Source organism: Flavobacterium sp. 103, assembly GCF_003096795.1.
In the GTDB taxonomy this organism is placed as follows: Bacteria; Bacteroidota; Bacteroidia; order Flavobacteriales; family Flavobacteriaceae; genus Flavobacterium.
Genome location: NZ_QENX01000001.1, coordinates 3,062,894 through 3,089,413, shown reverse-complemented (window position 1 = coordinate 3,089,413; position 26,520 = coordinate 3,062,894). Strand labels below are relative to the sequence as shown.

General features: G+C 34.8%; 23 protein-coding genes. 14 read left to right on the top strand and 9 right to left on the bottom strand.

The genetic code is table 11. The annotated features are described in order from the left end of the window. Positions 1–29 precede the first annotated feature (29 nt). The 3 genes from C8C85_RS12950 to C8C85_RS12940 form a co-directional block, all read right to left on the bottom strand. Entirely contained in the window at positions 30–869 is an 840-nt protein-coding gene (locus C8C85_RS12950) for a phytoene/squalene synthase family protein (RefSeq protein ID WP_116797433.1), read from the bottom strand. 118 nt (positions 870–987) lie between these two features. After that, positions 988–2,457, bottom strand: a complete 1,470-nt coding sequence (locus C8C85_RS12945) for a phytoene desaturase family protein (protein WP_116797432.1) — start codon at positions 2,455–2,457, stop codon at positions 988–990. 36 nt (positions 2,458–2,493) lie between these two features. After that, positions 2,494–3,390, bottom strand: coding sequence for a MerR family transcriptional regulator (locus C8C85_RS12940; protein WP_116797431.1), 897 nt, complete (start codon positions 3,388–3,390; stop codon positions 2,494–2,496). A 200-nt stretch (positions 3,391–3,590) separates the two neighbouring features. On the opposite strand from C8C85_RS12940, the gene purB reads away from it, so the two are divergent. The 8 genes from purB (at position 3,591) to C8C85_RS12900 (ending at position 12,213) form a co-directional block, all read left to right on the top strand. After that, positions 3,591–4,937, top strand: a complete 1,347-nt coding sequence (gene purB / locus C8C85_RS12935) for an adenylosuccinate lyase (protein ID WP_116797430.1) — start codon at positions 3,591–3,593, stop codon at positions 4,935–4,937. A 172-nt stretch (positions 4,938–5,109) separates the two neighbouring features. Beyond that, a complete protein-coding gene (locus C8C85_RS12930) occupies positions 5,110–7,350 on the top strand; it encodes a cation:proton antiporter (RefSeq protein ID WP_116797429.1) in 2,241 nt (746 codons plus the stop codon). Positions 7,351–7,382: 32 nt separating this feature from the next. Further along, positions 7,383–7,754, top strand: a complete 372-nt coding sequence (locus C8C85_RS12925) for a hypothetical protein (RefSeq protein ID WP_207786932.1) — start codon at positions 7,383–7,385, stop codon at positions 7,752–7,754. 286 nt (positions 7,755–8,040) lie between these two features. Further along, on the top strand, positions 8,041–9,156 hold the full coding sequence (locus C8C85_RS12920) for a serine hydrolase domain-containing protein (RefSeq protein ID WP_116797427.1): 1,116 nt from the start codon (positions 8,041–8,043) through the stop codon (positions 9,154–9,156). Positions 9,157–9,548: 392 nt separating this feature from the next. Beyond that, positions 9,549–10,130: a Crp/Fnr family transcriptional regulator gene (locus tag C8C85_RS12915; RefSeq protein ID WP_116797426.1), complete on the top strand. Its 582-nt coding sequence runs from the start codon at positions 9,549–9,551 to the stop codon at positions 10,128–10,130. Between the two features lie 140 nt (positions 10,131–10,270). After that, complete coding sequence (locus tag C8C85_RS12910; protein ID WP_243412107.1) at positions 10,271–11,110, top strand: MBL fold metallo-hydrolase; 840 nt, start codon at positions 10,271–10,273, stop codon at positions 11,108–11,110. A gap of 65 nt (positions 11,111–11,175) precedes the next feature. Then, entirely contained in the window at positions 11,176–11,562 is a 387-nt protein-coding gene (locus C8C85_RS12905; RefSeq protein ID WP_116797424.1) for a nuclear transport factor 2 family protein, read from the top strand. Positions 11,563–11,622: 60 nt separating this feature from the next. Beyond that, positions 11,623–12,213 (top strand): HD domain-containing protein, encoded by a 591-nt coding sequence (locus C8C85_RS12900; protein WP_116797423.1) that lies wholly within the window; start codon positions 11,623–11,625, stop codon positions 12,211–12,213. Between the two features lie 222 nt (positions 12,214–12,435). Here C8C85_RS12900 and guaB read toward each other — a convergent pair whose 3' ends face one another. After that, complete coding sequence (gene guaB, locus C8C85_RS12895; protein WP_077375690.1) at positions 12,436–13,908, bottom strand: IMP dehydrogenase; 1,473 nt, start codon at positions 13,906–13,908, stop codon at positions 12,436–12,438. Positions 13,909–14,046: 138 nt separating this feature from the next. Between guaB and C8C85_RS12890 the strand changes: the two genes are divergently transcribed. Further along, entirely contained in the window at positions 14,047–16,638 is a 2,592-nt protein-coding gene (locus C8C85_RS12890; protein WP_116797422.1) for a cation-translocating P-type ATPase, read from the top strand. Here C8C85_RS12890 and C8C85_RS12885 read toward each other — a convergent pair. From C8C85_RS12885 to C8C85_RS12865, 5 genes are all read right to left on the bottom strand, one after another. Then, positions 16,618–18,021 carry a DUF5723 family protein gene (locus tag C8C85_RS12885; protein ID WP_116797421.1) on the bottom strand — a complete coding sequence of 468 codons (1,404 nt, stop codon included), beginning with the start codon at positions 18,019–18,021 and terminating at the stop codon, positions 16,618–16,620. The genes C8C85_RS12890 and C8C85_RS12885 overlap by 21 nt on opposite strands. Beyond that, on the bottom strand, positions 18,018–18,569 hold the full coding sequence (locus C8C85_RS12880; protein WP_133243387.1) for a hypothetical protein: 552 nt from the start codon (positions 18,567–18,569) through the stop codon (positions 18,018–18,020). The genes C8C85_RS12885 and C8C85_RS12880 overlap by 4 nt, the downstream gene beginning before the upstream one ends. Positions 18,570–18,683: 114 nt before the next feature. After that, positions 18,684–19,547 carry a hydroxymethylglutaryl-CoA lyase gene (locus C8C85_RS12875; protein WP_116797419.1) on the bottom strand — a complete coding sequence of 288 codons (864 nt, stop codon included), beginning with the start codon at positions 19,545–19,547 and terminating at the stop codon, positions 18,684–18,686. Positions 19,548–19,604: 57 nt separating this feature from the next. After that, positions 19,605–20,654, bottom strand: coding sequence for a quinone-dependent dihydroorotate dehydrogenase (locus C8C85_RS12870; protein ID WP_116797418.1), 1,050 nt, complete (start codon positions 20,652–20,654; stop codon positions 19,605–19,607). A 195-nt stretch (positions 20,655–20,849) separates the two neighbouring features. After that, complete coding sequence (locus C8C85_RS12865; protein WP_116797417.1) at positions 20,850–21,389, bottom strand: nuclear transport factor 2 family protein; 540 nt, start codon at positions 21,387–21,389, stop codon at positions 20,850–20,852. 324 nt (positions 21,390–21,713) lie between these two features. On the opposite strand from C8C85_RS12865, the gene C8C85_RS12860 reads away from it, so the two are divergent. The 5 genes from C8C85_RS12860 to C8C85_RS12840 all read left to right on the top strand — a co-directional run bounded on the left by C8C85_RS12860 (position 21,714) and on the right by C8C85_RS12840 (position 26,515). After that, the gene (locus C8C85_RS12860; RefSeq protein WP_116797416.1) at positions 21,714–23,198 is read left to right on the top strand and encodes a glycosyl hydrolase; all 1,485 of its coding nucleotides are present in this window, start codon (positions 21,714–21,716) and stop codon (positions 23,196–23,198) included. Between the two features lie 385 nt (positions 23,199–23,583). Then, the gene (locus C8C85_RS12855) at positions 23,584–24,192 is read left to right on the top strand and encodes a YkgJ family cysteine cluster protein (protein WP_116797415.1); all 609 of its coding nucleotides are present in this window, start codon (positions 23,584–23,586) and stop codon (positions 24,190–24,192) included. An 85-nt stretch (positions 24,193–24,277) separates the two neighbouring features. Beyond that, a complete protein-coding gene (locus tag C8C85_RS12850) occupies positions 24,278–25,171 on the top strand; it encodes a dienelactone hydrolase family protein (RefSeq protein WP_116797414.1) in 894 nt (297 codons plus the stop codon). Between the two features lie 18 nt (positions 25,172–25,189). Then, positions 25,190–25,630, top strand: a complete 441-nt coding sequence (locus tag C8C85_RS12845) for an SRPBCC domain-containing protein (RefSeq protein ID WP_116797413.1) — start codon at positions 25,190–25,192, stop codon at positions 25,628–25,630. 210 nt (positions 25,631–25,840) lie between these two features. Continuing rightward, on the top strand, positions 25,841–26,515 hold the full coding sequence (locus C8C85_RS12840; protein ID WP_243412106.1) for a TIGR02117 family protein: 675 nt from the start codon (positions 25,841–25,843) through the stop codon (positions 26,513–26,515). Positions 26,516–26,520 lie beyond the last annotated feature (5 nt).

Here is a 26,520-nt window from a genome sequence, read left to right as displayed (position 1 = left end):
TTATTAAATTAAAAATTTACGCATTTTTTTTACACCAATTTCAGCTTGTAAGATACGAACGATTGTGCCAACAATCCTGCTTTGGAATAATTGGAAACTCGAATTCTTGTATTTCCAATTTCATTACAAGGCGTGTGCTCCAGTTTTTTGAGCAGTTTTTTGTAATAAACATAAGCTGTGTAAACACCAAATTTGGCTTCCAAAGGTAATTTTACGATTCCTAGGTAGGCAATTCTAAAATCTTCCTCGATTTCCTCGATAATTGCTTTTTTTGACTTTTCACTAAAGGATTTTAAATCGACTCCCGGAAAATAATTACGGTTCAATACTAAATTATCATCTTTTAAATCACGAAGGAAATTTACTTTTTGGAAAGCCGAACCCAATCGCATGGCTTGGTCTTTAAGCTGATTGTATTTGGTTTCATCACCTTTGACAAAAACTTTCAGACACATTAGCCCCACTACATCGGCAGAACCATAAATGTATTCGTTGTATTCCTCTTTGCTGTGATAATCAGATTTGATTAAATCGAGTTTCATGCTTTTGAGGAACGATTGAATCATTTCTTCCGTAATATTGTATTGCTTAACCGTCTGCTGAAAGGAATTCAAAATCGGATTCAAACTGATGCCCAATTTCATCGCTTTGTAATACTCCGCTTCAAAATCATTAATTAGATTTTCTTTGTCGTAACCGTGAAAAGAATCTACAATTTCATCTGCAAAACGCACAAATCCATAGATGCTATAAATGGCATCACGAATGCTGGGCGCCAACATATAAACCGCCATAGAAAACGAAGTACTGTAATTTTTAGTAACCAATTTACTACACTTGAAAGATACATCATCAAATAATTGTTTCATATGCTTAAATTTATTGTTTTTTATAGGTCCTATGTAATTGCTTCACCTATTGGCTAAAGCTCGGGTCGCATACCATTATTGGAGTTAATAACCAATTTACGTTATGCTCACTTCATATCTAATGATTTAAAAGTTGTTTATCTATTAACTCCGACACTAATTTCCCCGAAATCAATGCGGGAGGAACTCCAGGTCCGGGAACGGTTAATTGCCCCGTAAAATATAAGTTCTTCACTTTGGAACTTTTGAGTTTTGGTCTCAAAAAAGCGGTTTGCAAAAGTGTATTGGCCATCCCATAAGCATTCCCTTTGTATGAATTGTACTCTGAAACAAAGTCATTTTTACAAAATGATTGCTTAAATATAATACTATTTTTAATTTTTTGTTGTGTTAAAAGTTCGAAACGCTCCATTATTTTATCGAAATATTCATTTCTTAAGTCCTCTGTATCAACAATTCCAGGAGCAAGTGGCACCAGAAAAAAACCGGATTCCATGCCTTCTGGAGCAGCTGTTTTATCTGTTAATGATGGAAAATTGGCATAAAACAACGGTTCTTTTGGCCATTGTGGCTCGTCATAAATAGCTGCGGCATGTTGCTCAAAATCGACATCAAAAAACAAAGCGTGATGCGAAATATTTTTTATTTTTTTATTGAACCCCACATAAAACAATAACGACGATGGAGCAAAAACCCGACTATCCCAATACTTTTCAGAATAGGCCCGGTGTTCTTTATCCAATAAAGTTTCAGTATGGTGATAATCAGCACCGCTTAAAATAATATTGGATGGAATCATTTTCCCATTGACTGTAATCGAACGGGCTACTTTACTTTCAACATTAATTTTTTCAATATTGGCATTGGTTACAAAAGTTACACCCAGTTCTCTAGCCAGACTTTCCATTGCTCGAACGACATCGAACATACCCGTTTTAGGATGCCAAGTTCCCAGACCAAAATCGGCATAATTCATGAAACTATAAAAAGAAGGAGTATCAGATGGTTTGGCGCCAAGGAACAAAACGGGAAATTCCAATATATGAATGAGTCGTTCGTTTTTGAATTTCTTTCTAATGTCTTTACTGATGTTACTGAAAAACTGACCGACTTTCTTAGCGGTTTCGACCGTTACCAATTCCAATGGAGAAACACCCGGGCGATACACCAATTCTTTTATTGCAATATCATAATTGCTTTTGGCCTCAAACATAAATTCTTTTAAGACTTGGCCACTTCCTTTTTCGATAGCTTCAAAATCAGCTATTATCTGAGGTAAATTATCTGCAATTGCAATAAAATCATCAATATCATAATAAACTCGGTACGCTGGAGAGAGTTTTATTAGTTCATAATAATCAGTTGTTTTCTTGCCAAAATCAGCAAAAAAACGTTCAAAAACATCAGGCATCCAATACCAACTGGGCCCCATGTCAAACGTAAACCCTTCAGCTTTCAATTGACGGGCCCGGCCTCCTATCGAAGCATTTTTTTCATAAACCGACACTTTATGACCACTTTTTGCTAAATAGCATGCGGCAGACATTGCCGAAAACCCAGAACCTATTATTGAGATTGATTTTTTCATTTGTTTAGCAAATATACAAAAAGATTAAACAAAAAATCAAATCTTTTCTATTAAATCCAAAATAGAACTAAAAACTTTAACATCAATAGGAATTAAATCCTGATCTATGTACTGAGTCATTTTTCCAATCAACCAGATTTGAGTGCCGTCACCTAAGAGTTCAGTACCCATATTACCTACATAATCATTGACATAATCTCGTTCGGGTTGTATCGTAAAATAAGAAAGAAAAATAATTGAACTGTAATGTTTCTTCAAATCTTTCAAATTACTTATTGGCATACTCTCACCCAAATAAACAACTTTATAACCCTTAGAAACAATTTCATAATGCAAATACATCAATCCCAATTCATGAATTTCATTAAGAGGAAGCGACAATACAAAAACTTTGCTTTTATTTATCGACTTACTGGCTTCCACTTTTTCAATATTTACCAATATTTTCTTCAATATCAAACAACTGATAAAATGCTCGTGCGCTGGTGTAATCGTATCGGTTTGCCACAATAAACCAATTTCCTCCATCAATGGAATAAATACTTGATGAAAGATTTCCTTAAAAGATTTTTCTTCTAGCAACCAATTGTACGTATTAGAAAAAAGTTCTTGGTCAAAATTCATCATAGCCATCTTGAAAGCATTGACAGCATGATTTTTAGCATTTTTATTCGAAATAACATCACGAATCATTTGCGTTATTTTTTCATCGCTAAAGGTTGAAATTTTGGAAATTTTATATCCATAATCATGCAGCAAAGTGATATTCAATAATTTTTGAAGGCTCTCCAGTGAGTACAATCGTATATTAGTATCCGTTCGCATAGGCTGTAAAACATCATATCGTTTTTCCCAAATTCGGATTGTATGCGCTTTTATACCTGAAAGATTTTCAAGATCCTTAATACTGAAAGTATTTTTTATATTGTTCATATATATTACATATTTATTAAACAAATATAGCTTTATTTTAAATTAAATTTAAAATAAAACAACTACTTAATTTTGAAATCTTTAAATTTCACTGAACAGTTCTATTTTTTATAACTAAATTCTTTGTCAAACCTTAAATTTCGTAACTCCTAATCCCTAAATTCTCTTTATATTTGTGCCTTTCGAAAAAACAACAAAAAATGACTACTCTAAACGAATTGAATGCTATATCACCAATCGACGGTCGTTATAGAAATAAGACATTATCACTAGCTCCTTTTTTCTCTGAAGAAGCTTTAATCAAATATCGCGTATTAATTGAAATCGAATATTTCATTGCTTTATGCGAAGTTCCTTTACCACAACTAAAAAACGTAAACCCTAATCTTTTCGATAGTTTACGTGCCATTTATAAAAATTTCTCTACCGAAGATGCACTTTGGATAAAAGAAACTGAAAAAGTAACCAACCACGACGTAAAAGCTGTTGAGTATTTTATCAAAGACGCTTTTGAAAAACTGGGTTTATCAGAATACAAAGAATTTATTCACTTCGGATTAACTTCTCAAGACATTAACAATACAGCGATTCCGCTTTCGACAAAAGATGCTTTTGAAAAAGTTTATATGCCATCGTTAATTACCTTGACATCCAAATTAAAAGAATTGAGCCAAGAGTGGAAAGACATTCCAATGCTTGCCCGTACACACGGACAACCTGCTTCACCTACTCGTTTGGGTAAAGAAATAGCTGTTTTTGTGGAGCGTCTGGAAGAGCAAATGCGCCTGTTGTTCAACATTCCGTTTGCAGCCAAATTTGGTGGAGCTACCGGAAACTACAATGCACATCATGTTGCGTATCCGCAAATTGACTGGAAACAGTTCGGTACCAAATTTGTTCAGGAAAACTTGGGATTACACCATTCTTTTCCAACAACACAAATCGAACATTACGATCATTTTGCAGCCTTTTTTGATGCTTTAAAAAGAATCAACACTATCATTATTGATTTGGACCGTGACATTTGGACGTATGTTTCAATGGAATATTTCAAACAAAAAATTAAAGCGGGAGAGATTGGATCATCGGCTATGCCACACAAGGTGAACCCAATTGATTTTGAAAACTCCGAAGGAAACTTAGGAATAGCCAATGCAATTTTTGAACATTTATCGGCAAAATTACCGGTTTCAAGATTACAACGCGATTTGACAGACAGTACTGTTTTAAGAAACATTGGAGTACCAATTGGACATACTCTAATCGCTTTTGAAGCTACCTTGAAAGGTTTGAATAAATTATTACTGAACGAATCTAAGTTTCACGAAGATTTAGAGAAAAACTGGGCTGTTGTAGCCGAAGCAATTCAAACTATTTTAAGACGCGAAGCCTATCCAAATCCATACGAAGCTTTAAAAGGATTGACTAGAACCAACGAAGCTATCGACAAAAAAGCTATTCATGGTTTTATCGCAACGCTTGATGTCTCTGATGTAATCAAAGCGGAACTAATGCAAATCACACCAAGTAATTTCTTGGGGATTTAATAAGCATCAAACTATTTTAAATTAAAAGCTATCTTATTTAGGGTGGCTTTTTTTTGTGGCAAAAAATAAATAACGAAAAAACCAAACCACAAAGAATTTTCTTTTTTCGTAAATTAGCCATAAATGGTTTTTACCCAAAAACTGTTTCAATAATAAACAACAATGCCGTTTTATGAGTCAATTTACAGAAGTAACAGAAACCACAAGCCATTTAAACCCTTTGATCAGTGATTTAGGACTCATCTTAATAACTGCGACTGTTGCTGTTTTGATATTTAGAAAACTAAAACAGCCCTTAGTACTTGGATATTTGATTGCCGGTTTTTTGGCGGGTAACCATTTTGATTTTTTCCCTTCTGTCAAAGAGATTAAAAGTGTGGAAGTTTGGGCTGAAATTGGAGTTATCTTTTTATTGTTTAGCCTCGGATTAGAATTTAGTTTCAAAAAATTAATGAAAGTTGGCGGAACGGCTTCTATCACTGCAGGAATTCAAATTGTAAGCATGTGTCTTTTGGGATATGCCGTTGGGCAATGGTTGGGATGGCCCAAAATGGATAGTATCTTTTTGGGGGTAATTCTCTCCATCTCATCGACCACGATTATTTTAAAATCATTTGATGAATTGGGCGTTAAAACGCAAAAATTTGCAGGAATAGTTATTGGTTCCTTAATCGTTCAGGACATACTGGCGATATTAATGATGGTTTTATTGTCCACTATTGCCGTGAGCAATCAGTTTTCTGGAGGCGACCTTTTAATGTCGGTATTAAAACTGCTCTTCTTTCTGGTGCTTTGGTTTCTGGGAGGAATTTTTATCATTCCAACAGTACTCAAAAAAACCAAACATTTACTCACCGATGAAATGTTACTCATCATTTCGCTTGCCTTGTGTCTGATGATGGTTGTTCTTGCTGCAAATGCCGGTTTTTCGCCTGCACTTGGCGCTTTTATAATGGGCTCTATCATTGCCGAAACTACTCAGGCCGAACATATCGAACATTTGGTAAAGCCCGTAAAAGACTTATTTGGCGCCGTATTTTTTGTATCGGTTGGCATGTTAATCAATCCCGATGCCTTGTACCAACACGCCATTCCTGTAATCATTCTTTCTATTGTCGTTATTTTTGGCCAATCCATCAGTTCTACAATTGGCGCCATATTTTCAGGACAACCACTTAAAGATTCGATCCGAACCGGAATGAGTTTATCCCAAATTGGTGAATTCTCCTTTATCATTGCGACTTTGGGAGTAACCTTGAAAGCAACAAATTCTTTTTTGTATCCAATAGTGGTTGCCGTTTCGGCGGTAACGGTATTTACGACTCCTTTTATGATTAAATATTCGCTTCCTTTTTCTGAATATTTGGCACATAACTTACCCCGAAAATGGACCAAACGAATTGAACGTTATTCGGCGAGTACGCAAGCTATAAAAACGGTTAGTTTGTGGCAAACGGTGATTAATGCTTTTTTGATTCAGGTGATTGTGCTTGTCGTAATTATTCTTGCAGTCATCTTGCTTTCGTCTCGTTTTATATTGCCTTTAGTCGAAGATTATCATTTGGGAAATACAATGGGAGCCTTAATCACATTGGGGATAGTAGCACCATTTTTGTGGGCGCTTGCTTTTCGAAGAGTCGCCACTAATGAAGTTGAACAATTAATGCTGGACCGCAAATCCCGTGGACCGCTAACGATGCTGTTTTTTATACGCATTCTGCTGTCCATTTTCTTTATTGGTTTATTGCTAAATATTTTCTTCTCTCCAAAAATCGCCTTGATTGCATTCATAATAGCAGTGGTAATTTATTTGATTTTTCAAAGAAAACTCCACATCCAATACCATAAAATTGAAAATCATTTTCTCGCCAATTTGAACGACCGCGAAATTGCGAGAGCCAAAAGAAGTCGCAGTGATTTAACGCCTTGGGACGGCCACATGGCAATATTTGACATTGCAGCAGAATCCAATATAGCCGGCGAATCATTGAAAAACCTTCAAATGAGGGAAAATTTAGGAATAAATATTGTTTCAATAAAGCGGGGTGATATAACTATACATATTCCGAGTAGGAACGAACGTATTTTCCCAGGTGATGAAATTTGTGTTATCGGAACCGATGCCCAAGTACAGCAATTTAAAAAATACCTGGACCAACACGAAATGGACGTTTCTCCTGAAATCGTAGAACCCGATATTGTTTTACGCCAAATCGAATTGAAAAACCACACCTTCATTGGGAAAAGTATCAAAGAATCCAAACTGCGTGAAAAAACACAAGGACTGATTGTAGGTATCGAAAAAAGAGGAAACCGAACTCTAAATCCAGAGTCTAATGTCATTCTGGAAAAAGATGATATTTTGTGGATTGTTGGGAACAAAAAACTATTGGCGGATTTGGCTCATGATTAAACCATTCAAATCAGATTAACAAAAAAGAGAAATTGAAACACTATAAAAAGTTGAAAACTACAATTATAGCAATATTTATACTTACAAGTATTTTTGTTTCTTGTCAAAAAGAAAAGGTCCATAAAAAATTTAAGGAAGGCAAAAACACAGCAGTTTTCACCACCAAATTTGTTATCGTGGATAATAAAGAAATAACAAATGTTTTTCATTACAAAGAAGATGGAACTTGGCAATTTAATAGTGATGATAATTACGAGAATTTTGAAGATGTAGCCAAAATTGTTGGACTTGGACAAATTATAAAAATAGATAAAACGATACTTGAAATCGCAGATTTACCATTAGGATATTCTGCAAGTAGGAAGTCTAAAAATGAAGATTGGACAATTCAGAAAATCAAGTAAAAAATGATAAGACAATTAAGCAATTGTAATACCCAATAAGATTAAAAATCAATAGATAAGAACCCGCAGATAACATTTACCGCAATTGATTTAGACATTTGGCATAACCTAAAAATCGTTTTGTATTTGCAAATGCTACATTTAACCAAACGTTTTGGTTTCTACAACCATGCAACATCATCTAGCTCAAAACGTTAGATACAACTATACAGAAATGTTTAGAACTCAAGATTGTAACAAAAAGTAGAAAGTTACGCCTTACAGTCTAATCATCAATCAAAATCAAATGTATAAATCAACACTTTTACTTTTATTTCTAGCAGTCAGCTTTAATATTAATTCACAAACCAAACCTTTTGAACCTGAGCAAACCAAAGACGGATGGAAGACCGAAAATCAACTTTTAGGAAATCGGACAATTAAAAAAATGGACAGTCTTATTTCTATTAATGAATTTAAAGAAATTTCAAGCGTAGTTATTGCACATAATGGAAAAATAATATTCGAAAATTATTACAACAATAACAATAAAGACACGAAACATAATACCCGTTCTGCCACAAAGACTATAACAGGAACTTTAATTGGAACTTTAATCCAAAATGGCTCTATAAAATCAGTAAGTCAAAATGCTTCAGAGTTTTCTAAAGTTAAAAATTTACAAAATCCAGATATCCGAAAAGACAAAATTACTATTGAGGATTTGCTTACAATGTCCTCCGTTTTGGAATGTGATGATTGGGAACAAAATTCACGTGGTCAAGAAGACCGAATGTATCTAATCGAGGATTGGGTGAAATTTTACTGGGATTTACCAATCAAAGGTTTTCCGGAATGGAAACCAAAACCAAAAGACTCAAAATATGGTCGTAGTTTCAGTTATTGCACAGCTGGTGTAGTAGTTTTAGGAGACATAATAAACAATGTTTCCGGTTCTTTAGAAAAATATGCAGACAAGTCCCTTTTTTCCAAATTAGGAATTACAGATTATCATTGGCAAATCACACCAACTGGAATACCAATGACTGGAAGCGGACTTGGACTAAAAAGCCGAGATTTACTAAAAATTGGTCAATTATATTTAAATAAAGGCAAATGGAATAATGAGCAAATAATTTCTGAAAAATTTGTTGAAGAATCAACAAAACCTCATGCTGAAGTAGGAATGCTCGACTATGAATATGGCTATTTATGGTGGCTATCCGAATTTGGGAAAGAAAAAAAGGAAAAATCATATTTTATGTCAGGAACAGGTGGAAATAAAATAGCAGTTTTTCCTGAATTAGACTTAGTTGTAGTGTTAACAAGTACTTTTTATAATGGTGGAATGAAATCTCATAATCAAACGGCAAAACTATTGGATGAATACATTATTCCTGAAATATTAAAACTAAAAAAATAACTGTCCCTGACTTCAGCCCGCTACGCAAAGTCTCCCGACTTTGCGCTTTTTAAAAAGCTCTTAAAACAAAAAACTGTCAAAAGTCTCCCGACTTTTTCCGTGAATATTTTTAGAACTGTTTGCATTTCAATAATTCCAAAAAACTACAAAGTAACAAAACTGTTATTTTGTAGTTTTTCGTTTTTGTTTAATGTGGAAGTGCTTCGATGTGCAAGTAAACGTTTTGAATTTACAAGATGCTTACGGGAAAAGTCGGGAAACTTCTATTAGATTTAAGACTTTTAAGTAACATTCAAAAAAAGCACAAAGTCGGCAGACTTTGAGGATCGGGGTCATCAAATTAGTAAAAACTAACTTACCTTTGATATAAAAATGTTTTAAAAGCATCAAAAATGACGAAACTTCTTAAACAAAATATCGCAGCACACATTTCACTTTCAGCTACTGAAATGGAGGAATTCTGTAATTTGTTTCAACATAAAACAATTAAGAAAAAAAGTTTTTTGTTGCGTGAAGGAGAAGTTTGCAAATTTGAAGGTTTTGTTACCAAAGGACTTTTTCGGGTTTATCATATTGATAAAAATGGTTTTGAACAAATACTCTATTTTGCTATTGAAAATTGGTGGATTACCGATATTGACAGCTTTACAACTGGAACACCTTCACAACTTTTTATTGAGGCTATTGAAGATAGTGAGGTGCTTTTGATCGATAAAAAAGATAAGGAGTTTGCCTATGCTAATTTGCCTAAAATTGAAAAGCTATTTCGGGTAATGACGCAAAAAACGCACGTTGCCCTTCAACGAAGAATGATTGATAATTTGAGTAAAACAGCAGAGTCCCGTTATATCGAATTTACAGAAAAATACCCCCAGCTTATCCAACGACTTTCTAATATTCAAGTATCAGCTTATTTGGGAATTACCAATGTTTTTTTGAGTAATATTCGAAAGAAAATTGCAGTCAAAAAATAAGATTTCCCTTTTATTTATTAAACTAGTTTAATGTTTTTAGATCGCATATCGTCTCATCTTTGCAGTGTTAATTTAAAATAGCACAACAAATGAAGAACAATATCTCAACAGTATTTATAACAATTTTAATCTTATTTAATATGGAAACACAAGCACAAAGTTTCAAAACAATCGAAACTAAAGATTTAAAACTTCAAGTTTACAACGCATCAGAAAATAGTTTTGGTGTAGCATCGGTAATCGTATCTGGAAAAACGGATACGGTTTTGATTGACACCCAATTCACCTTGGCGGATGCCGAAAAAGTAGCGCAGGAAATTAAAGCAAGCGGTAAAAAATTAACCACAATTTTTGTTTCTCACGGCGACCCTGATTTTTACTTCGGCCTGGAAGTATTCAAAAAGTATTTTCCGGAAGTTACTGTTTATGCTTCTCCTGCAACTGTAGAACACATTAAAGCAACAGCTCAAAAGAAACTGGAAGTATGGGGTGAAAGATTAGGTAAAAACATTACATCAAACGTTATTTTGCCACAGGTTTTAAAAGGAAATAGTATTGAATTGGAAGGTCATAAACTAGAGATCATTGGTTTGGAAGAATTCCCGAATAAGACTTTTGTATGGATTCCTTCAATCAAAGCAGTGGTGGGCGGAATTAACGTTTTTGGAACTACTTTTCATCTTTGGATGGCAGATGCACAAACTGCTGAAGCTCGTAAAATATGGATATCCGTTTTAGATAAAATCTCCGCTTTGAAACCTGAAATTGTAATTCCGGCTCACGCCAATTCCAATTCTCCATTTGATATCGCTTCTGTAAATCATACCAAAAGTTATATTCAATTCTATGAAGAAGCTTTGAAAACCAATAAAACATCAGAAGCTTTAATTACAGCTTTGAAAACAAAATATCCAACACTTACTTTTGAAACTGCCTTAATGATTGGTGCAAAAGTAAATACCGGAGAAATGAAATGGTAAAATCAATTCTTTACAGCCTGATAGCACTTTTTGTATTATCAGGCTGTTCTTTAAATAAAAAGACAATGACAAATCTTGAAATCATAAAAAGTACTTACGAAGGAAAGACTTCGGAAGAAAATGGTCAAAATCTGGCTAAATATGTTGCCGAAGATGTTTCGTGGACAGAAGCAAAAGGTTTTCCGTATGCAGGAACTTACATTGGTTTGGACAACATAACCAAAAATGTCTTTAGCCGATTGGGAAGCGAATGGATTGATTATAAATTTACTCCTGAAGATTATGTTGCCAGCGATAATAAAGTCATTGCTTACGGAACTTACACGGGAACTTATAAAATTACAGGTAAATCATTCACCGCCAGAGTGGCTCACGTTTGGAAATTGAAAGATAGCATAATCATCAGTTTCGAACAATTCGTAGATAGTCAACCTGTAAATGATGCTATGTGATGGCAACAATTTTAACGAACATCTCAGTAACAATAAAAATCTTTTAAAATTTACACAGCAATGCAAACCGACAATTTATTAAAACAAGTAAGTTTCATAAAAGAGATTGACAAGTTGAAATACATTCAACGTAAAACTAAATTATTCAACAGCGACAGAAACGAAAATGATGCTGAACATTGTTGGCATTTAGCAATGATGACAATTGTATTGGCGGAACATTCGGACAAACCAATTGACGTTCTCAAAGTTTTGAAAATGGTTTTAATTCACGACATCGTAGAAATTGATACTGGTGATGTTTTTCTTTACGACACTATAAAAAGTCATGTAAATACAGACGAAGAGCTTATTGCAGCAGAACGAATTTTTGGACTTTTACCGACAGAACAGGCAGAAGAATTTATTGCAATTTGGACAGAATTTGAAGAAGGTATAACTGATGAAGCAAAATTTGCAAAATCAATGGACCGATTTGAACCATTGCTACAAAACACCTCCAACAATGGAGGAACGTGGGCAGAATATAATGTGCCATATCAAACAGTTTACGATAAGAAAAAGGTAATTAAAAACGGTTCGACAACCATTTGGAACTATGCAGAAAATTTGATTAACGAAAGTGTTGAGAAAGGGATTTTAAAAAAATAATTGATTTATTTGTTCAAAGTTGCTCTGCGTGAGGGATTGCAGTGGAGCTCTTTTTTATTTATCAATTGCCTCGGGTTTAAACCCGAGGCAATTGATAAATAAAAAAAGCGGGAACGGAAAGCCCGACCCGAAGTTTTTACGGAGGGTCACGCCCAAATAAAAAAGGTGCAAGAAATAAATCTTACACCTTTTGACTTTAGGACATTCGTCTTTAAGACTATATTATCTCGAATAATTCGGAGCTTCTTTTGTAATGGTCACATTGTGTGGGTGACTTTCGTTGATACCACTAGCAGTAATACGAACAAAACGACCTGTTTCCTGTAAAGTCGCAATGTCTTTTGAACCGCAATAACCCATACCAGCTCGAAGACCACCAATGAATTGTTGCATACTTTCGTTCAACTCCCCTTTGTAAGGCACACGTCCAACTATTCCTTCCGGAACAAGTTTCTTAACATCGTCTTCCACGTCTTGGAAATAACGATCTTTTGAACCTTCTTGCATCGCCTCAACAGAACCCATTCCTCTATATGATTTGAATTTTCTTCCTTCGAAAATAATAGTCTCACCTGGAGATTCCATAGTACCGGCCAATAATGAACCTAGCATTACGCAATCTGCACCAGCGGCAATCGCTTTAGGAATGTCTCCTGTGTAACGAATTCCACCATCAGCAATTACAGGAACTCCTGTTCCTTTTATGGCAGCGGCAACTTCAAGCACTGCAGAAAATTGAGGAAAACCAACACCTGCAACGATTCTAGTTGTACAAATAGAACCAGGTCCTATTCCAACTTTTACACCATCGGCACCATTTTCAACCAAATACAAAGCAGCTTCTGGAGTGGCAATATTACCAACGATTACATCAAGATTTGGAAATTTAGCTTTAACCGCTTTCAACACATCCACCACACCTTTTGTATGTCCGTGAGCAGTATCGATAATTACGGCATCTACTCCTGCATTTACCAAAGCAGTTGCTCTTTCAACAGCATCGGCAGTAACACCCAAAGCGGCTGCTACTCTCAAACGTCCAAATTTATCTTTATTGGCATTTGGTTTTTGAGTTAATTTGGTAATATCTCTAAAAGTGATTAAACCCACTAACTCATTTTTATCATTTACTACAGGTAATTTTTCAATTTTATGACCTTGTAAAACTACCTCAGCTTGTTCTAATGAAGTTCCTTCGGCAACAGTTACCAAATTTTGACTTGTCATAACCTCAACAATAGGTCTTGAACCGTTTTTTTCAAAACGTAAATCTCTATTGGTAACAATTCCTTTTAGGATTTTATTTTCATCCACAATTGGAATACCACCAATACCATATTCTCTCATGGCACTTTTAGCATCGGCAACTGTAGCTGTCATTAATAAAGTAACAGGATCAATAATCATCCCAGACTCTGCACGTTTTACTTTACGTACTTTGGCTGCTTGTTGTTCGATTGTCATGTTTTTATGCAAAACACCAATTCCTCCTTCTTGCGCCATAGCGATTGCCATAGAACTTTCGGTTACGGTATCCATAGCTGCGGATACAATAGGAACATTTAGTGTAATATTTCTTGAAAATTTTGATTGGATACTCACTTCGCGCGGAAGAACATTCGAGTAATTGGGAACTAATAATACATCATCGTAGGTTAAACCCTCGCCGACAATCTTAGAGATATGTGCTTTCATGTTGCAATTTGTAGTTGAATTGCGTGCAAATATAGACAATCTTAAGCTAAAAAACACTTAAGTCCCCCGTTTTATTTTTAAATTGCATGGTAAAAATAAGTTAAAGTCTTATTTTATTTATAATCACACATCGCAATTATGTCAGCAACAAACGGCTCTATTTCAGGATTAAACAAAGTTGAAGTTGAACAATCCAGAATCAAAAACGGCTTAAATTCCACCGAACACCAAAAAAAAAACAACTTACTTTCTTCCATAATAGAAATGGTTAAAGAACCAATGTTTTTATTACTGTTAACTGCAACCAGTATTTATTTTATCACTGCCGATTTTGGTAACGGAATTTTTATGACAGTAGCAATTTTACTGGTTTCTACCATTTCGCTTTATCAAGAATCCAAGAGCCGGAATGCTATTGAAGCCCTGCATAAATTAACGCAACCCAAAAGCAAAGTCATTCGAGATAGTGAACTGATAGAAATACCCTCCGAAGAAATTGTTTTGGGTGATTGTATCCAATGCGAAGAAGGCACCTTTATTCCTGCAGATGGAATCATCATTCAATCGAACGATTTTTCGGTAAACGAATCGATAATTACGGGAGAATCATTAGCGGTTTTTAAAAGCGAAAAAAGTGAAAATAATCAAGTCTTCCAGGGAACAATTGTCGCCTCTGGATTGGCAATCTGCAAAGTAATCGCAATAGGAAGCCAAACAGAATTGGGTAAAATCGGAAAAAGTCTGGATGATATTACCGAAGAGAAAACACCTTTGCAAATTCAGATTGGAAATTTTGTCACCAAAATGTCTCTTGTCGGATTAGTCGTATTCCTATTGGTTTGGGGAATCAATTATTACAATTCAAAAATTATTTTAGACAGTTTATTAAAAGCATTAACCTTGGCGATGAGCATTATACCCGAAGAAATTCCGGTAGCATTTGCCACATTCATGGCTTTGGGCGCTTGGCGATTGATGAAAAGAGGAATCATTGTCAAACAAACAAAAACAGTGGAAACCCTTGGAAGCGCAACCGTGATATGCACAGACAAGACTGGAACTATCACCGAAAACAAAATGAGCCTGGCACAATGGTATTTGTTGGAAGAGGACAATTTCAATGGTAATGACAATGACAATGGCAATGACAATGGCAATTTCAATGACAATAAAAAAAATAAAATTCAATTAACTACAAACGAAGAGGAATTGTTAAGCCTATCCATGTGGGCCAGTGAACCGATTCCTTTTGATGCGATGGAAATTGCTTTGCATGACGCTTACACAAAAATGGGAATCGAAGATGAACGTCCTAATTACAAAATGGTACACGAATATCCTTTAAGCGGAAAACCTCCAATGATGACCCATCTTTTTGAAAACACAACCGGAGACCAAATCATTGCGGCCAAAGGTGCTCCCGAAGCTCTAATTTCCTGCTCAAAATTATCCGAAAAACAAACCAATCAAATTCTAAATGCAGTCCAATCTATGTCCGAAAAAGGGTATCGAGTTTTAGGAGTTGGCGTAACTCATTTTTCGGGAACTAACTATCCAAAAACACAACAAGAATTTTTATTTGATTTCAAAGGACTTATTGCTTTTTATGACCCTCCGAAAGCCAATATAAAAGAAGTCTTTGAAACTTTTTACAAAGCAGGAATTCAAGTAAAAATAGTCACGGGAGACAATGCCTTGACAACGGCAACCATCGCCAATCAAATTGGTTTTAGAAACCCTGGGAAAATATTAAATGGAGACGAGCTTATGACGATGGATGATGCTACTTTGAAAGAGAAGGTCATGGAAACTAATATTTTTACTAGAATGTTTCCCGAAGCCAAATTAAAAATCATAAAAGCTTTAAAAGACAACAACCAAATTGTAGCCATGACAGGTGATGGAGTCAATGACGGTCCGGCTTTAAAATCGGCTCATATTGGTATTGCCATGGGAAAAAAAGGAACCGAGATTGCCAAACAAGCAGCGAATTTAATTTTGATCGATGACGATTTTTCCAAAATGACAGAGGCCATAGCCATGGGAAGGAAAATATACATCAATTTAAAAAAAGCCATTCAATACATTATATCCATTCATATTCCTATAATCCTGATTGTATTTATTCCGCTGGTTTTAGGATGGATATATCCCAATATTTTTTCACCCGTTCATATTATTTTCCTAGAAATCATCATGGGACCAACTTGCTCCATAATCTACGAAAATGAACCTATGGAACCCAACCTGATGAATCAAAAGCCGCGTCCTTTTACCAATACTTTTTTCAATCTAAAAGAAATTACAATTAGCATTATTCAAGGACTTGTAATTACGCTTGGACTTCTATTCATTTACCAATACAGCACAAAAAATGGATTATCAGAAGATCTCACCCGAACTATGGTTTTCCTCACATTGATATCAGCTAATATTTTTCTGACACTTGCCAATCGGTCTTTTTATTATTCCGTCTTGACCACTTTAAAATACAAAAACAATTTGGTTATCCTTATTATTGGAACAACACTGTTGATAACTGGTTCACTATTAATCATACCAGCATTCAGAACATTTTTCAAATTTGAAAGCATTACGCTTTTACAAATTGGCTTTAGTGTTTTAATTGGATTCGTTTCTGTAGTTTGGATTGAACTTTTTAAGTTTTTCAGAAGAAGAAAAAAAAGAAATCTATTGACTGACTCCTTGTTATTTACTGCTTCCTCCTGAGATTATATTAAATCCTATTTGAAATGTGAGTGCATTCGCCTTCGAAACATCCCTGTAAGCCAGAAGATTATCAGCCATTGCATAAAAATTAACTACCCCAATCTTGGTCGTCAACCCCAAACCGAAGTTTGAATAGGAATACGAGTCGATAGTGTAAGTAGCTTTCATTTGCAATCCTTGAAGAAGCCTTCTTCTATAATAAGCCGTCAACGCCATCATAGGAGCTCTAGGGGTTGACATTGCAAAAAACTGCGCTCCAACCGCACTTCGATACCAAGAATCTTCATCAGTTTCACAATTGCATTCTGTTTGCCTTTCTTCTTCAAATGAATATTGAAATGAAGAATAAAATTTCAAAGGCCTTTGAGTCTTGAACTTATTATATATAGTATCAAAAGGAATGGCGTCTTTGAAATCCTGGTAAGCATTATCAACTGTTCCGTCTTGATTAAAATTGGTAAGAACTCCCTTAAAAGCATAATCACCTTTGAATGTGTAATCGACAACATCTTTTGTGTGACTTATAAAACCAATATCCACTAAACTTGCTGTTATCTGGATGTTTTTTTCAGGATAATAAGTAAGTCCTAAATCTAAACCCAAACCTAAATTTCCGCCCAGAAAAGCTTTTTTAGGAATATCATCCCTTAAATCAGTTGCTAAATCACCTTCATAATTTTCATCCAAATACTTGGCCCCACCTGAAGTATTAAGCTGTAAATTGGATTTTATGACTTGATTATAAATTAAATTAGAACCTTGTGCTGTATAAAAATAGCCTGAATTATGGGTTGAAGTTGCATTAAAAATACTGGAATAAATTTTCCCTCGAATTCCAAGTATGAGTTTCTCATTAAGCTGTTTATTAAACCCTACATGAAAGACAGAGAGCACTTCCGCTTTTGCACTCAAATCTCCTAGATCAAAAGACTTACCTATATAATCTTTATTACCATACAAAGACAAAATGGCCAAATCTTTTGGAATATAAATAAAGGAATCGAATTCTTGATACATTCCAAAAGAAACATACGACTTGCTTTCTTCGCCCCCTACCCTGAAACCGGCAGTAAATATTTCCAGTTGTTGATTGGCAGTCACATAATCGTTTCTGCTGGTTGAGGCTAAAACATTTTTGACTTTGGTAGTAAAATCCACTCCATCATTTGCGAATAAACTATAGGCATCAAATCCTGTTGAACCCACATTTGCAGATATTCCAGATAATAATGGGACTCCAACGAACCATTTATATTTTACATCAGCTCCCGGATTAAGTAATAAACTTTGAGGTTGAGGAGTGAAATTATATAAAACTTCTTTATTTTGGGAAAAACAATAAAAAGAAACTGTCAGACATAAAAGGATTGTTATTTTTCTCATTTTACATCAAAATAAGCAGTTATACTTGAACTCAACTCTACTCTTCCTGGGCTGCTAGCAGTTAATGGTGGTCCTGGCAGCATAGCAATTGAAAAAACCATTTTGGTTGTTCTCTTTAAAATATCCACATTTGCAGCGGTAAATGTTTCTGTTTTTTCCACTAACACTTCTTTACCGCTGTAGGCAGGAACATTCATTGTTATAGTATAAATGGGAGAATTATTTTGATCTAGAAAAGTAACATTATAAAAATAGGCTCTTGCTATTGTATTTTTAATTCTGAAATACAATTCGGTTTTTACCAAGTCCTCTTGCACAAAGGAAGTGTTCAAAAAATCAACATTAGATACATAAGAAAACAATGGCTGCTCCGACCCATTTATAATAAAATCTGGAGCTTTTGCTTCTAAATAAGCAAGATTTGTAGTAAAAACTGGCTGAGTATTAAAATTATTAGCTTGATTGAAATCTAAATCACTACTACACGAAAAAGCACATAATACTAATGCAATTAGTAAAATAACTCTATTGTAAAATCTATTTTTCATATCATTACTCTTTACAATTATTGCCAAACTTTTAATAGTCAACTAAACAAAATTAAAGAAACAACAAAAATTTTAAATTATTTAAATTTACACCTTTTTATTGCAAGACTATTTTCAATGAAATTCACCAAATAACTTAGAAGCTTCATTATAAGCACTTTCAAAACTCATTGGACTGCAATTGGTGTTTTCTTTTTGAACCGTAAAATAAGAGAGTAATTTCTCAGTAGGCATATTGCCCGTCAAATTATCTGTAGCCATGGGACATCCACCAAAACCTTGAATTGCACCATCAAAACGAAGACAGCCTCCCTTATAGGCAGCATCAATTTTCTCAAGCCATTTATCGGGTGTGGTATGGAGATGGGCGCCAAATTCAATTTGAGGATATTGAGGAATCAAATTAGAAAACAAATAATCAATTACTTCGGGCGTAGAACTACCTACAGTATCGGAAAGTGATAAAATTTTCACTCCCATTGAAGCCAATTTTTCAGTCCATTGCGCCACAATTTCGACACTCCAAGGATCTCCATAAGGATTTCCAAAACCCATAGAGAGATAGGCTACAGTTTCTTTATTAGTCTTATCGGCAAGATTTAAAATCTCATCTAAGGTCACCAAAGATTCTGCGATTGTTTTATGCGTATTTCGCATTTGAAAATTCTCGGAAATCGAAAAAGGAAACCCTAAATATTGAATAGCGGCATGCTCAGAAGCTAGTGTTGCTCCTTGCAAATTGGCAACAATAGCCAATAATTTACTTGTTGTTTTGGATAAATCAAGTTGCGCTAAAACTTCGGCAGTATCCTGCATTTGAGGTATGGCTTTCGCCGAAACAAAACTCCCAAAATCAATGGTATCAAAACCTACACGCAATAAAGATTGTAAATAAGCTACCTTTCTTTCGGTAGGAATAAAAGCTTTTATGCCTTGCATCGCGTCTCGTGGACACTCAATAATTTTTATTGCCTTCATAACGTTCAAATATATAAAAAGGTTTTGAGTTACAAAGAAAGAAAAATCGTTATCCTACTATTTTTTTGACAAAATTGCTTTGTTTATTTTCTTCACCAATGCCGGGCCTTCATAGATAAAACCCGTATATAATTGTATTAAACTGGCGCCAGCTTCTAATTTTTCTAAAGCATCCTCTGCAGTATGTATTCCTCCAACTCCTATAATCGGGAATGCCTTATTGCTTTTTTGAGACAGAAAACGAATTACTTCAGTAGAACGTGAAGTCAATGGTTTTCCGGATAACCCACCAGTTTCCGTTTGATTGCAAGATTTTAATCCACTTCGTGAAATTGTAGTATTAGTTGCGATTACACCTGCAATCTTAGTTTCTTTTACAATATCAATAATGTCGAGTAATTGCTCATCGGTAAGATCCGGAGCAATTTTCAGCAATACTGGTTTAGCTCCGCTCGATTCGGCTCCGCCTCGGGTTTGCTTTGGCTTCGCCAAATTTTTATTCTGTAAAGTTTGAAGTAATTGAGTAAGCGGTTCTTTTTCCTGTAATGCTCTAAGATTTGGCGTGTTAGGAGAACTCACATTGACTACAAAATAATCCACATAATCGTATAAGGCGTCAAAACAAATCTCATAATCTGAAGTAGCATCTTCGTTTAAAGTCACTTTATTTTTTCCGATATTTCCTCCGATAAGAACACCGCTATTCTCTTTTAACCGTTCAACCGCTTCCAGAACACCTCCATTATTAAAACCCATTCTATTAATAATTGCCGAATCTTCGACCAAACGAAATATTCTTTTTTTATCATTTCCGGGTTGTCCTTTTGGAGTAAGTGTCCCAATTTCGATAAACCCAAAACCAAAATTAGACAGTTCTTTATATAAAACAGCATTTTTATCAAAACCAGCAGCTAACCCTACAGGGTTTTTAAACTTTAAACCAAAAACTTCGGTTTCTAATCTTTTGTCATTTACTTGATATAAAAATCTAAAAAGTGAAGGAACTCCTGGAATTTTTGAGACTATTCTAATTAATGAAAAAGTAAAGTGATGCACTTTTTCAGGGTCAAAACAAAAAAGAATAGGACGTATAAAAATCTTGTACATAGTTCAAATATTGGTTGGCACAAAAGTAAAGAAATGTTTTTAGTTTTAAGGCATAGAAATGCGTTTAAAGCCTTTCATTTGTTAAATTCCCGAACAAAATTCACATTACATTAAATTCATTTAGACACAAAAAAAAATAAAAAACGACACGAAAGCATCGTTTTTTATTTTCACCAACCAATTAACAATTAAATTTTACTTTGGAAGAGCTGCATTTACAGCAGCTTTATCTATATATTGAATAACTCGATCCACCTTATCATGCGAATCAAAATGATAATCCGTATGTATCCACTGAGTCATTTCTTTTCCTTTTCTATATTTTGCCGTTGTTTTGTACCAAGCTAGCAACCAAACTCCTTTGGCCTCCACGCTTTGAGGTTTATTTACCATAATAGGCAAAAATATGGCATCACTAAATTTAATGGTTTCAATTACATTGGCTCTTCTTTGTTTCCAATAAGATGCTATTGCTGGTTTCCCTACCAAACTATCTCCACTATTCCATACGTAAACCGCACTATCGGCATATATTTCCATCCAGCTATCCATGTCTCCTTTTTCCATAGCTACTAACGTTTTCTTGCCTATTTCAGCATATTTAGGATCGGCAAATTCAGCAGGTTTTGCAACTGTGTCATCAGTCGCAACTGTCTTATCCATTCCTTTGGATTCTTCTTTTTTACAACTTACAATTAGGAAAAAACAACAAACAATCAATAGGATTTTTTTCATAGCTTAAATATTTAAAGTATCAAAATATTTAGATTAAGCTATCTCTAGAAAGGGTACGTAAATTTAACTAAAAAACTAATAGGTTTACTTAAAATTTAAAAATAAATTAACTGATTATCAATTTTTTACATTAAAAAGTTTAACACTAACAGAAACCATCATTATTCTTATTTTAAGACAAAAATTGAATCTTTTTTTTTAAAACCTCACAATTTAAACAAGAATAAATTTGATGTGTTTTTGATGGGATTTTTCAAACCTGAAGTGAAGCAGTGTTAAACTATATTTGGAATTCATAGTTTGAACCAAATAAAGAACCCTTTTATGTTTAAAATAATAACCTTTATCATTATATGGATTAGCTCCTTGTTTTACAGCTGCCTTTTTGCACAAGTAAGTCCCAAAAGAGGAGTCGCTTATGGGAACCATTCCGTTTCAGATTTGAACACCTTAAAACCAGGAATTTCTTGGTGGTATAATTGGTCTTCCGAACCCGAATCTGATGTAAATGCTAACTACGAGAGTTTGGGAGTAGAATTTGTACCAATGGCTTGGGGAAAAGTAAACAATCCCGATGCTTTTATTGCAACCATAAAACCCGGAGCCAAATATTTATTGGCTTTTAATGAACCTAACTTCAATGATGGCTCACGATTAACACCCCAAGAAGCAGTTGATGCTTGGCCAAATATTGAAAAGATTGCCGCCGCAAAAGGGTTGGAAATCGTGAGTGCTTCCCCAGCCTACAATGGCCCTTCCAACTATGGAGGCTACCAAAGTCCTATTGCTTGGCACGATGAATTCTTCCGCCTTTGCCCAACTTGCAAAGTAGACTATATTGCTTTTCATACTTACGATGCTACATCTAGTTCGGTAATTGGAGTTACTGATGGATTGAAGAAATACAACATCCCAATTTGGGTAACCGAATTTGCCAACAGAGTTATACAATCGGCTACAGAGAAAACCAATTTCATGAAAGAGATTGTGACCTCTTTTGAAAATGACCCTGACATTTATCGCTATTCTTGGTTTACCTGCAGGGTTCCCGCGGATTGGACTGATATGCTGGAAGGCCAATTGCTTGCTGCCAATAGCGGCGAAATTAGACCAATAGGAACGGCCTATCTGAATGTCCCATATACTTCCAAAAAAATGAATGTGCCTGGCAGAATTACAGCCAACAAACATTACCGCCGTAGAGGGACTGGTCTGCAAAACACCACCGATGGAGGCACAACCCAAAATGTATGTTTTACGGATGCTGGAGACTGGGGAGAATACATGATAAATGTTAGCCAAAGCAGTTCTTATAAAATGACTTTTCGGGTAGCTTCCTTGATTCAGGGGAAATTTGACATTAGTGTGAATGGCGTCATTGTAAAAACGGACGAAACTTTTGAATCTACCGGCGGATTACAAACCTACACTGACAAAATAGTTTCTGGAATTAACTTGCCACAAGGAGAAAACTACATCAAGATTCTCTATAAATCGAAATTTAATTTTAATTATATTGATGTAGTTGACGAAAACAATCTTGGAATTCATGATGAAATCTTAGAAAACAAATCGGATGTTTTTTATCCAAATCCTTTCACAAACGAAGCCACATTCCAAATTAAAAGTAAAACTACTGAACCACTTTTTCTTAAAATAATTGACATGAAAGGCACAGTTTGTTTTTCCAGCAATGATTTTCATACCAATCAAAAAATAACAATTGGTAACCATTTAGCCAGTGGTATTTACACCGTTACTGCTATTTATGGAGATGCACAGAAAACATTCAAAGTGATTAAGAATTAAAGCTTAATTCTATAATTTATAACTTTTGATTTATATCTAATCTTGTTGATCGCAGTTGCTCGCGTGAGGGATTATAGTGGAGCTCTTTTTTCTTTTCAATTGCCAGGGGTTCAAACCTCTGGCAATTGAAAAGAAAAAAAGCGGGAACGGAAAGCCCGACCCGTAGTTTTTCACGAAGGGTCACGCCCAAATAGTTCCTAACATCTTAAAGAAATAATCTATTTTGGTTCTTTTTAGTTTTACAAATTGACATAGATAGAGAACTCAAAACCCGTAATACATTTCAACTGTTTTTCTTTCAAAAACAAAATAATCGTATAAAACAGTAAGTAAAACCATATTACCTTCTTAACGGTATTTAATAGCGTACATTAGACAAAAAATAATGTCTATAGAACATAAAGTTCAATTGGTTGAAGAATTATTTGGCCGCCTAGAGAATGAAATAACTAATTTCAAATCAGAAACAAATTTACATTGCCTGACAGGTTGTGGTCAGTGCTGTTCAAAACCAAATATAGACGCTTCGCCTTTAGAATTTTTACCATGGGCCTTTTACTTATTTTTAAATGGAAAAGCCGAAACTGTTTTAGAAGAACTAAATACCAAAACCAGTACTTTTTGTCATTTATACCAATCGCTTTCAACTACAGACAACAAAAACGGCAGATGCACGGACTATAAATACCGTGGATTAATTTGTAGACTTTTTGGCTATGCCGCCAGTAGAGATAAATATGGCGAGCTACGATTAAACACCTGCAAAATCATAAAAGAGAACCAAAAGAAAAATTACAACAATACCGAAGTAGCTATTAGCAAAGGATTGTATGTTCCTATTTTTTCGGACTATTACATGCGGTTAACCCAAATTGATCAGAGACTTGGAATTACTTTACTTCCTATAAATGAAGCCTTAAAAATGGCTATTGAAGAAGTCTTGCATTATTACGCTTATAGACCTTTTCCAGGCGGACTTGAAAATATTGCCTAGAATTAAAAATTCACTTATACGCAATAATCAATATTGAAAAAACAATCGCTTTTTTTTCTAAATTAGTTGGGTCAAATAAAGAACCATGAAAAAACTAACCAAGGAAGATATCAGTCAGGAAATTTTTGATCTATATGACGACTATGCCCACAACAAAATTGAGAGAAGGCAATTCATAGAAAAACTGTCCCTGTTTGCAATAGGAAGCTTAACTGTACCGTCTCTCCTTAGTTTTATGACTCCCAATTATGTGGATTCTATCATAATCAAACCCGATGATCCAAGAATAAAATCGGAATACATAACCTATCAATCTCCAAAAGGCGGAGGAGCAATCAAAGGGCTTTTATCACAGCCAACGGAAACCAAAAAAAAATTACCCGGAATCATTGTCGTACACGAGAATCGAGGATTGAATCCCTATATTGAAGATGTAGGAAGAAGAGCGGCTGTGGAAGGTTTCATCACTTTGGCTCCCGATGCACTATCACCACTGGGCGGTTATCCCGGAAATGATGATGCAGGAAGAGAACTGCAAAAGAAACGCACCCGAGAAGAAATGCTCGAAGACTTTATTGCAGCCTACGGATATCTAAAATCCCATAAAGACTGTAATGGTTATGTAGGTGTTGTTGGATTTTGTTTTGGAGGCTGGATTGCCAACATGATGGCGGTAAAAATCCCGACTTTATCCGCAGCAATTCCGTATTACGGTGGACAACCCACAGCGGAAGAAGCCGAAAAAATAACGACTCCAATTATGCTTCACTATGCCGGTTTAGACACCCGCGTCAATGAGGGATGGCCTGCTTATGAAGCCATTCTCAAAAAGAATAAAGTCGAAAATAATGCTTATTTCTATCCAGGAGTAAACCACGGTTTTCACAACAATACCACTCCTCGATATGATGAAGCCGCTGCTACTTTATCATGGACCCGAACCATTGATTTTTTTAAGGAGAAACTCAAAAAAAAATAATTACAAAATTTCAATATCATGAACCTGATAGCTAAAGCAACAATACAAATACAAAAACCGATTGAAGAAGTTTTTGAAGGAATTGTAAATCCCGAAAAGATGACGAATTATTTCATATCTGAAAGTAGCGGACGAATGGAAACTGGAAAAGAATTGATTTGGAAATTTCCCGAATTCCCAGTTGAAGTTACCATAAAAGACATCCAAATTGAAATCAATCGTTCAGTTTCATATGTTTGGGATCCGAAAACCGTCGTGAAAATCATATTGGAAGAACAACCCGACAAAAGCACCGTTATAAAAGTAACAGAAGACGGAAAAACATACAACGAAGCCAACCTGAAATGGGCTCTAGGAAACACAGAAGGCTGGGCAAATTTTCTTGCCTGCATGAAAGCCTATCTCGAATATGGAATACAACTTCGCAAGGGAGCATTTGATTTTATGCGTGAAAATTAAAGAAAACAATTTATTTGAAATCCTGATTCCATTAAAAAGTTCCATTTGAAGAGTCTTAAAAAGTTAAATCCTATTTTGAGACTTTTTCCACAACACTACACGAAAGATTATACTTAATAATTTATTGTCTTTTATTTTGATAAGATGTTAATTTATTTATTTTTGTATCTTAACTATAAGATCATATTTAAAAATTATAAACTGACATCATTGAAAAAAGCATTAAAAATTACTCTCAAAATATTTTTGGCATTCTTTGGATTTATATTTCTATACATAATAGCTGTATTTTCCCTTTCTAAAATTACGGTAAATCAAGAGCCGGATACAAAACCTGAAGTAGAAATTTACATTTTGACAAATGGCGTCCATACTGACATTGTAGTACCTTTAAGAAACGAACAAATTGACTGGAGCAAACAAATAAAATTTGAAAATACAAAAATAGCAGATTCTACATACAAATATTTGGCAATGGGCTGGGGCGACAAAGGTTTTTATTTAGAAACTCCCGAATGGTCAGACTTAAAAACTTCGGTTGCATTTAAAGCCGCCACCGGTTTAAGTACTACTGCAATTCATGCAACCTATTACAAAAAAATGACTGAAGGTGATGATTGCAAAAGAATGATGATAAGTAAGGAGCAATACGATCGTTTAATAAAATACATCGCCGAAAGTTTTCAAAAGGATGCCTCAGGTAATTTTTTAAACATAAAAACAGATGCAAATTACGGAAAAACAGATGCCTTCTATGAAGCTAATGGAAGCTATAGCTTATTTCATACTTGCAATACCTGGGCAAATAGTGGCCTAAAGGCCAGTGGTCAAAAATGTTGTTTTTGGACAGCTTTAGATTCAGGGATTTTTTCAAAATATAAATAAAAACA

Bases quoted from the DNA above. Each gene is read 5' to 3' on its own strand.
- C8C85_RS12950 (WP_116797433.1), bottom strand. From the start codon at position 869: ATGAAACAATTATTTGATGATGTATCTTTCAAGTGTAGTAAATTGGTT.
- C8C85_RS12945 (WP_116797432.1), bottom strand. From the start codon at position 2,457: ATGAAAAAATCAATCTCAATAATAGGTTCTGGGTTTTCGGCAATGTCT.
- C8C85_RS12940 (WP_116797431.1), bottom strand. From the start codon at position 3,390: ATGAACAATATAAAAAATACTTTCAGTATTAAGGATCTTGAAAATCTT.
- purB (WP_116797430.1), top strand. From the start codon at position 3,591: ATGACTACTCTAAACGAATTGAATGCTATATCACCAATCGACGGTCGT.
- C8C85_RS12930 (WP_116797429.1), top strand. From the start codon at position 5,110: ATGAGTCAATTTACAGAAGTAACAGAAACCACAAGCCATTTAAACCCT.
- C8C85_RS12920 (WP_116797427.1), top strand. From the start codon at position 8,041: ATGTATAAATCAACACTTTTACTTTTATTTCTAGCAGTCAGCTTTAAT.
- C8C85_RS12915 (WP_116797426.1), top strand. From the start codon at position 9,549: ATGACGAAACTTCTTAAACAAAATATCGCAGCACACATTTCACTTTCA.
- C8C85_RS12910 (WP_243412107.1), top strand. From the start codon at position 10,271: ATGGAAACACAAGCACAAAGTTTCAAAACAATCGAAACTAAAGATTTA.
- C8C85_RS12905 (WP_116797424.1), top strand. From the start codon at position 11,176: ATGACAAATCTTGAAATCATAAAAAGTACTTACGAAGGAAAGACTTCG.
- C8C85_RS12900 (WP_116797423.1), top strand. From the start codon at position 11,623: ATGCAAACCGACAATTTATTAAAACAAGTAAGTTTCATAAAAGAGATT.
- guaB (WP_077375690.1), bottom strand. From the start codon at position 13,908: ATGAAAGCACATATCTCTAAGATTGTCGGCGAGGGTTTAACCTACGAT.
- C8C85_RS12890 (WP_116797422.1), top strand. From the start codon at position 14,047: ATGTCAGCAACAAACGGCTCTATTTCAGGATTAAACAAAGTTGAAGTT.
- C8C85_RS12885 (WP_116797421.1), bottom strand. From the start codon at position 18,021: ATGAGAAAAATAACAATCCTTTTATGTCTGACAGTTTCTTTTTATTGT.
- C8C85_RS12880 (WP_133243387.1), bottom strand. From the start codon at position 18,569: ATGAAAAATAGATTTTACAATAGAGTTATTTTACTAATTGCATTAGTA.
- C8C85_RS12875 (WP_116797419.1), bottom strand. From the start codon at position 19,547: ATGAAGGCAATAAAAATTATTGAGTGTCCACGAGACGCGATGCAAGGC.
- C8C85_RS12870 (WP_116797418.1), bottom strand. From the start codon at position 20,654: ATGTACAAGATTTTTATACGTCCTATTCTTTTTTGTTTTGACCCTGAA.
- C8C85_RS12865 (WP_116797417.1), bottom strand. From the start codon at position 21,389: ATGAAAAAAATCCTATTGATTGTTTGTTGTTTTTTCCTAATTGTAAGT.
- C8C85_RS12860 (WP_116797416.1), top strand. From the start codon at position 21,714: ATGTTTAAAATAATAACCTTTATCATTATATGGATTAGCTCCTTGTTT.
- C8C85_RS12855 (WP_116797415.1), top strand. From the start codon at position 23,584: ATGTCTATAGAACATAAAGTTCAATTGGTTGAAGAATTATTTGGCCGC.
- C8C85_RS12850 (WP_116797414.1), top strand. From the start codon at position 24,278: ATGAAAAAACTAACCAAGGAAGATATCAGTCAGGAAATTTTTGATCTA.
- C8C85_RS12845 (WP_116797413.1), top strand. From the start codon at position 25,190: ATGAACCTGATAGCTAAAGCAACAATACAAATACAAAAACCGATTGAA.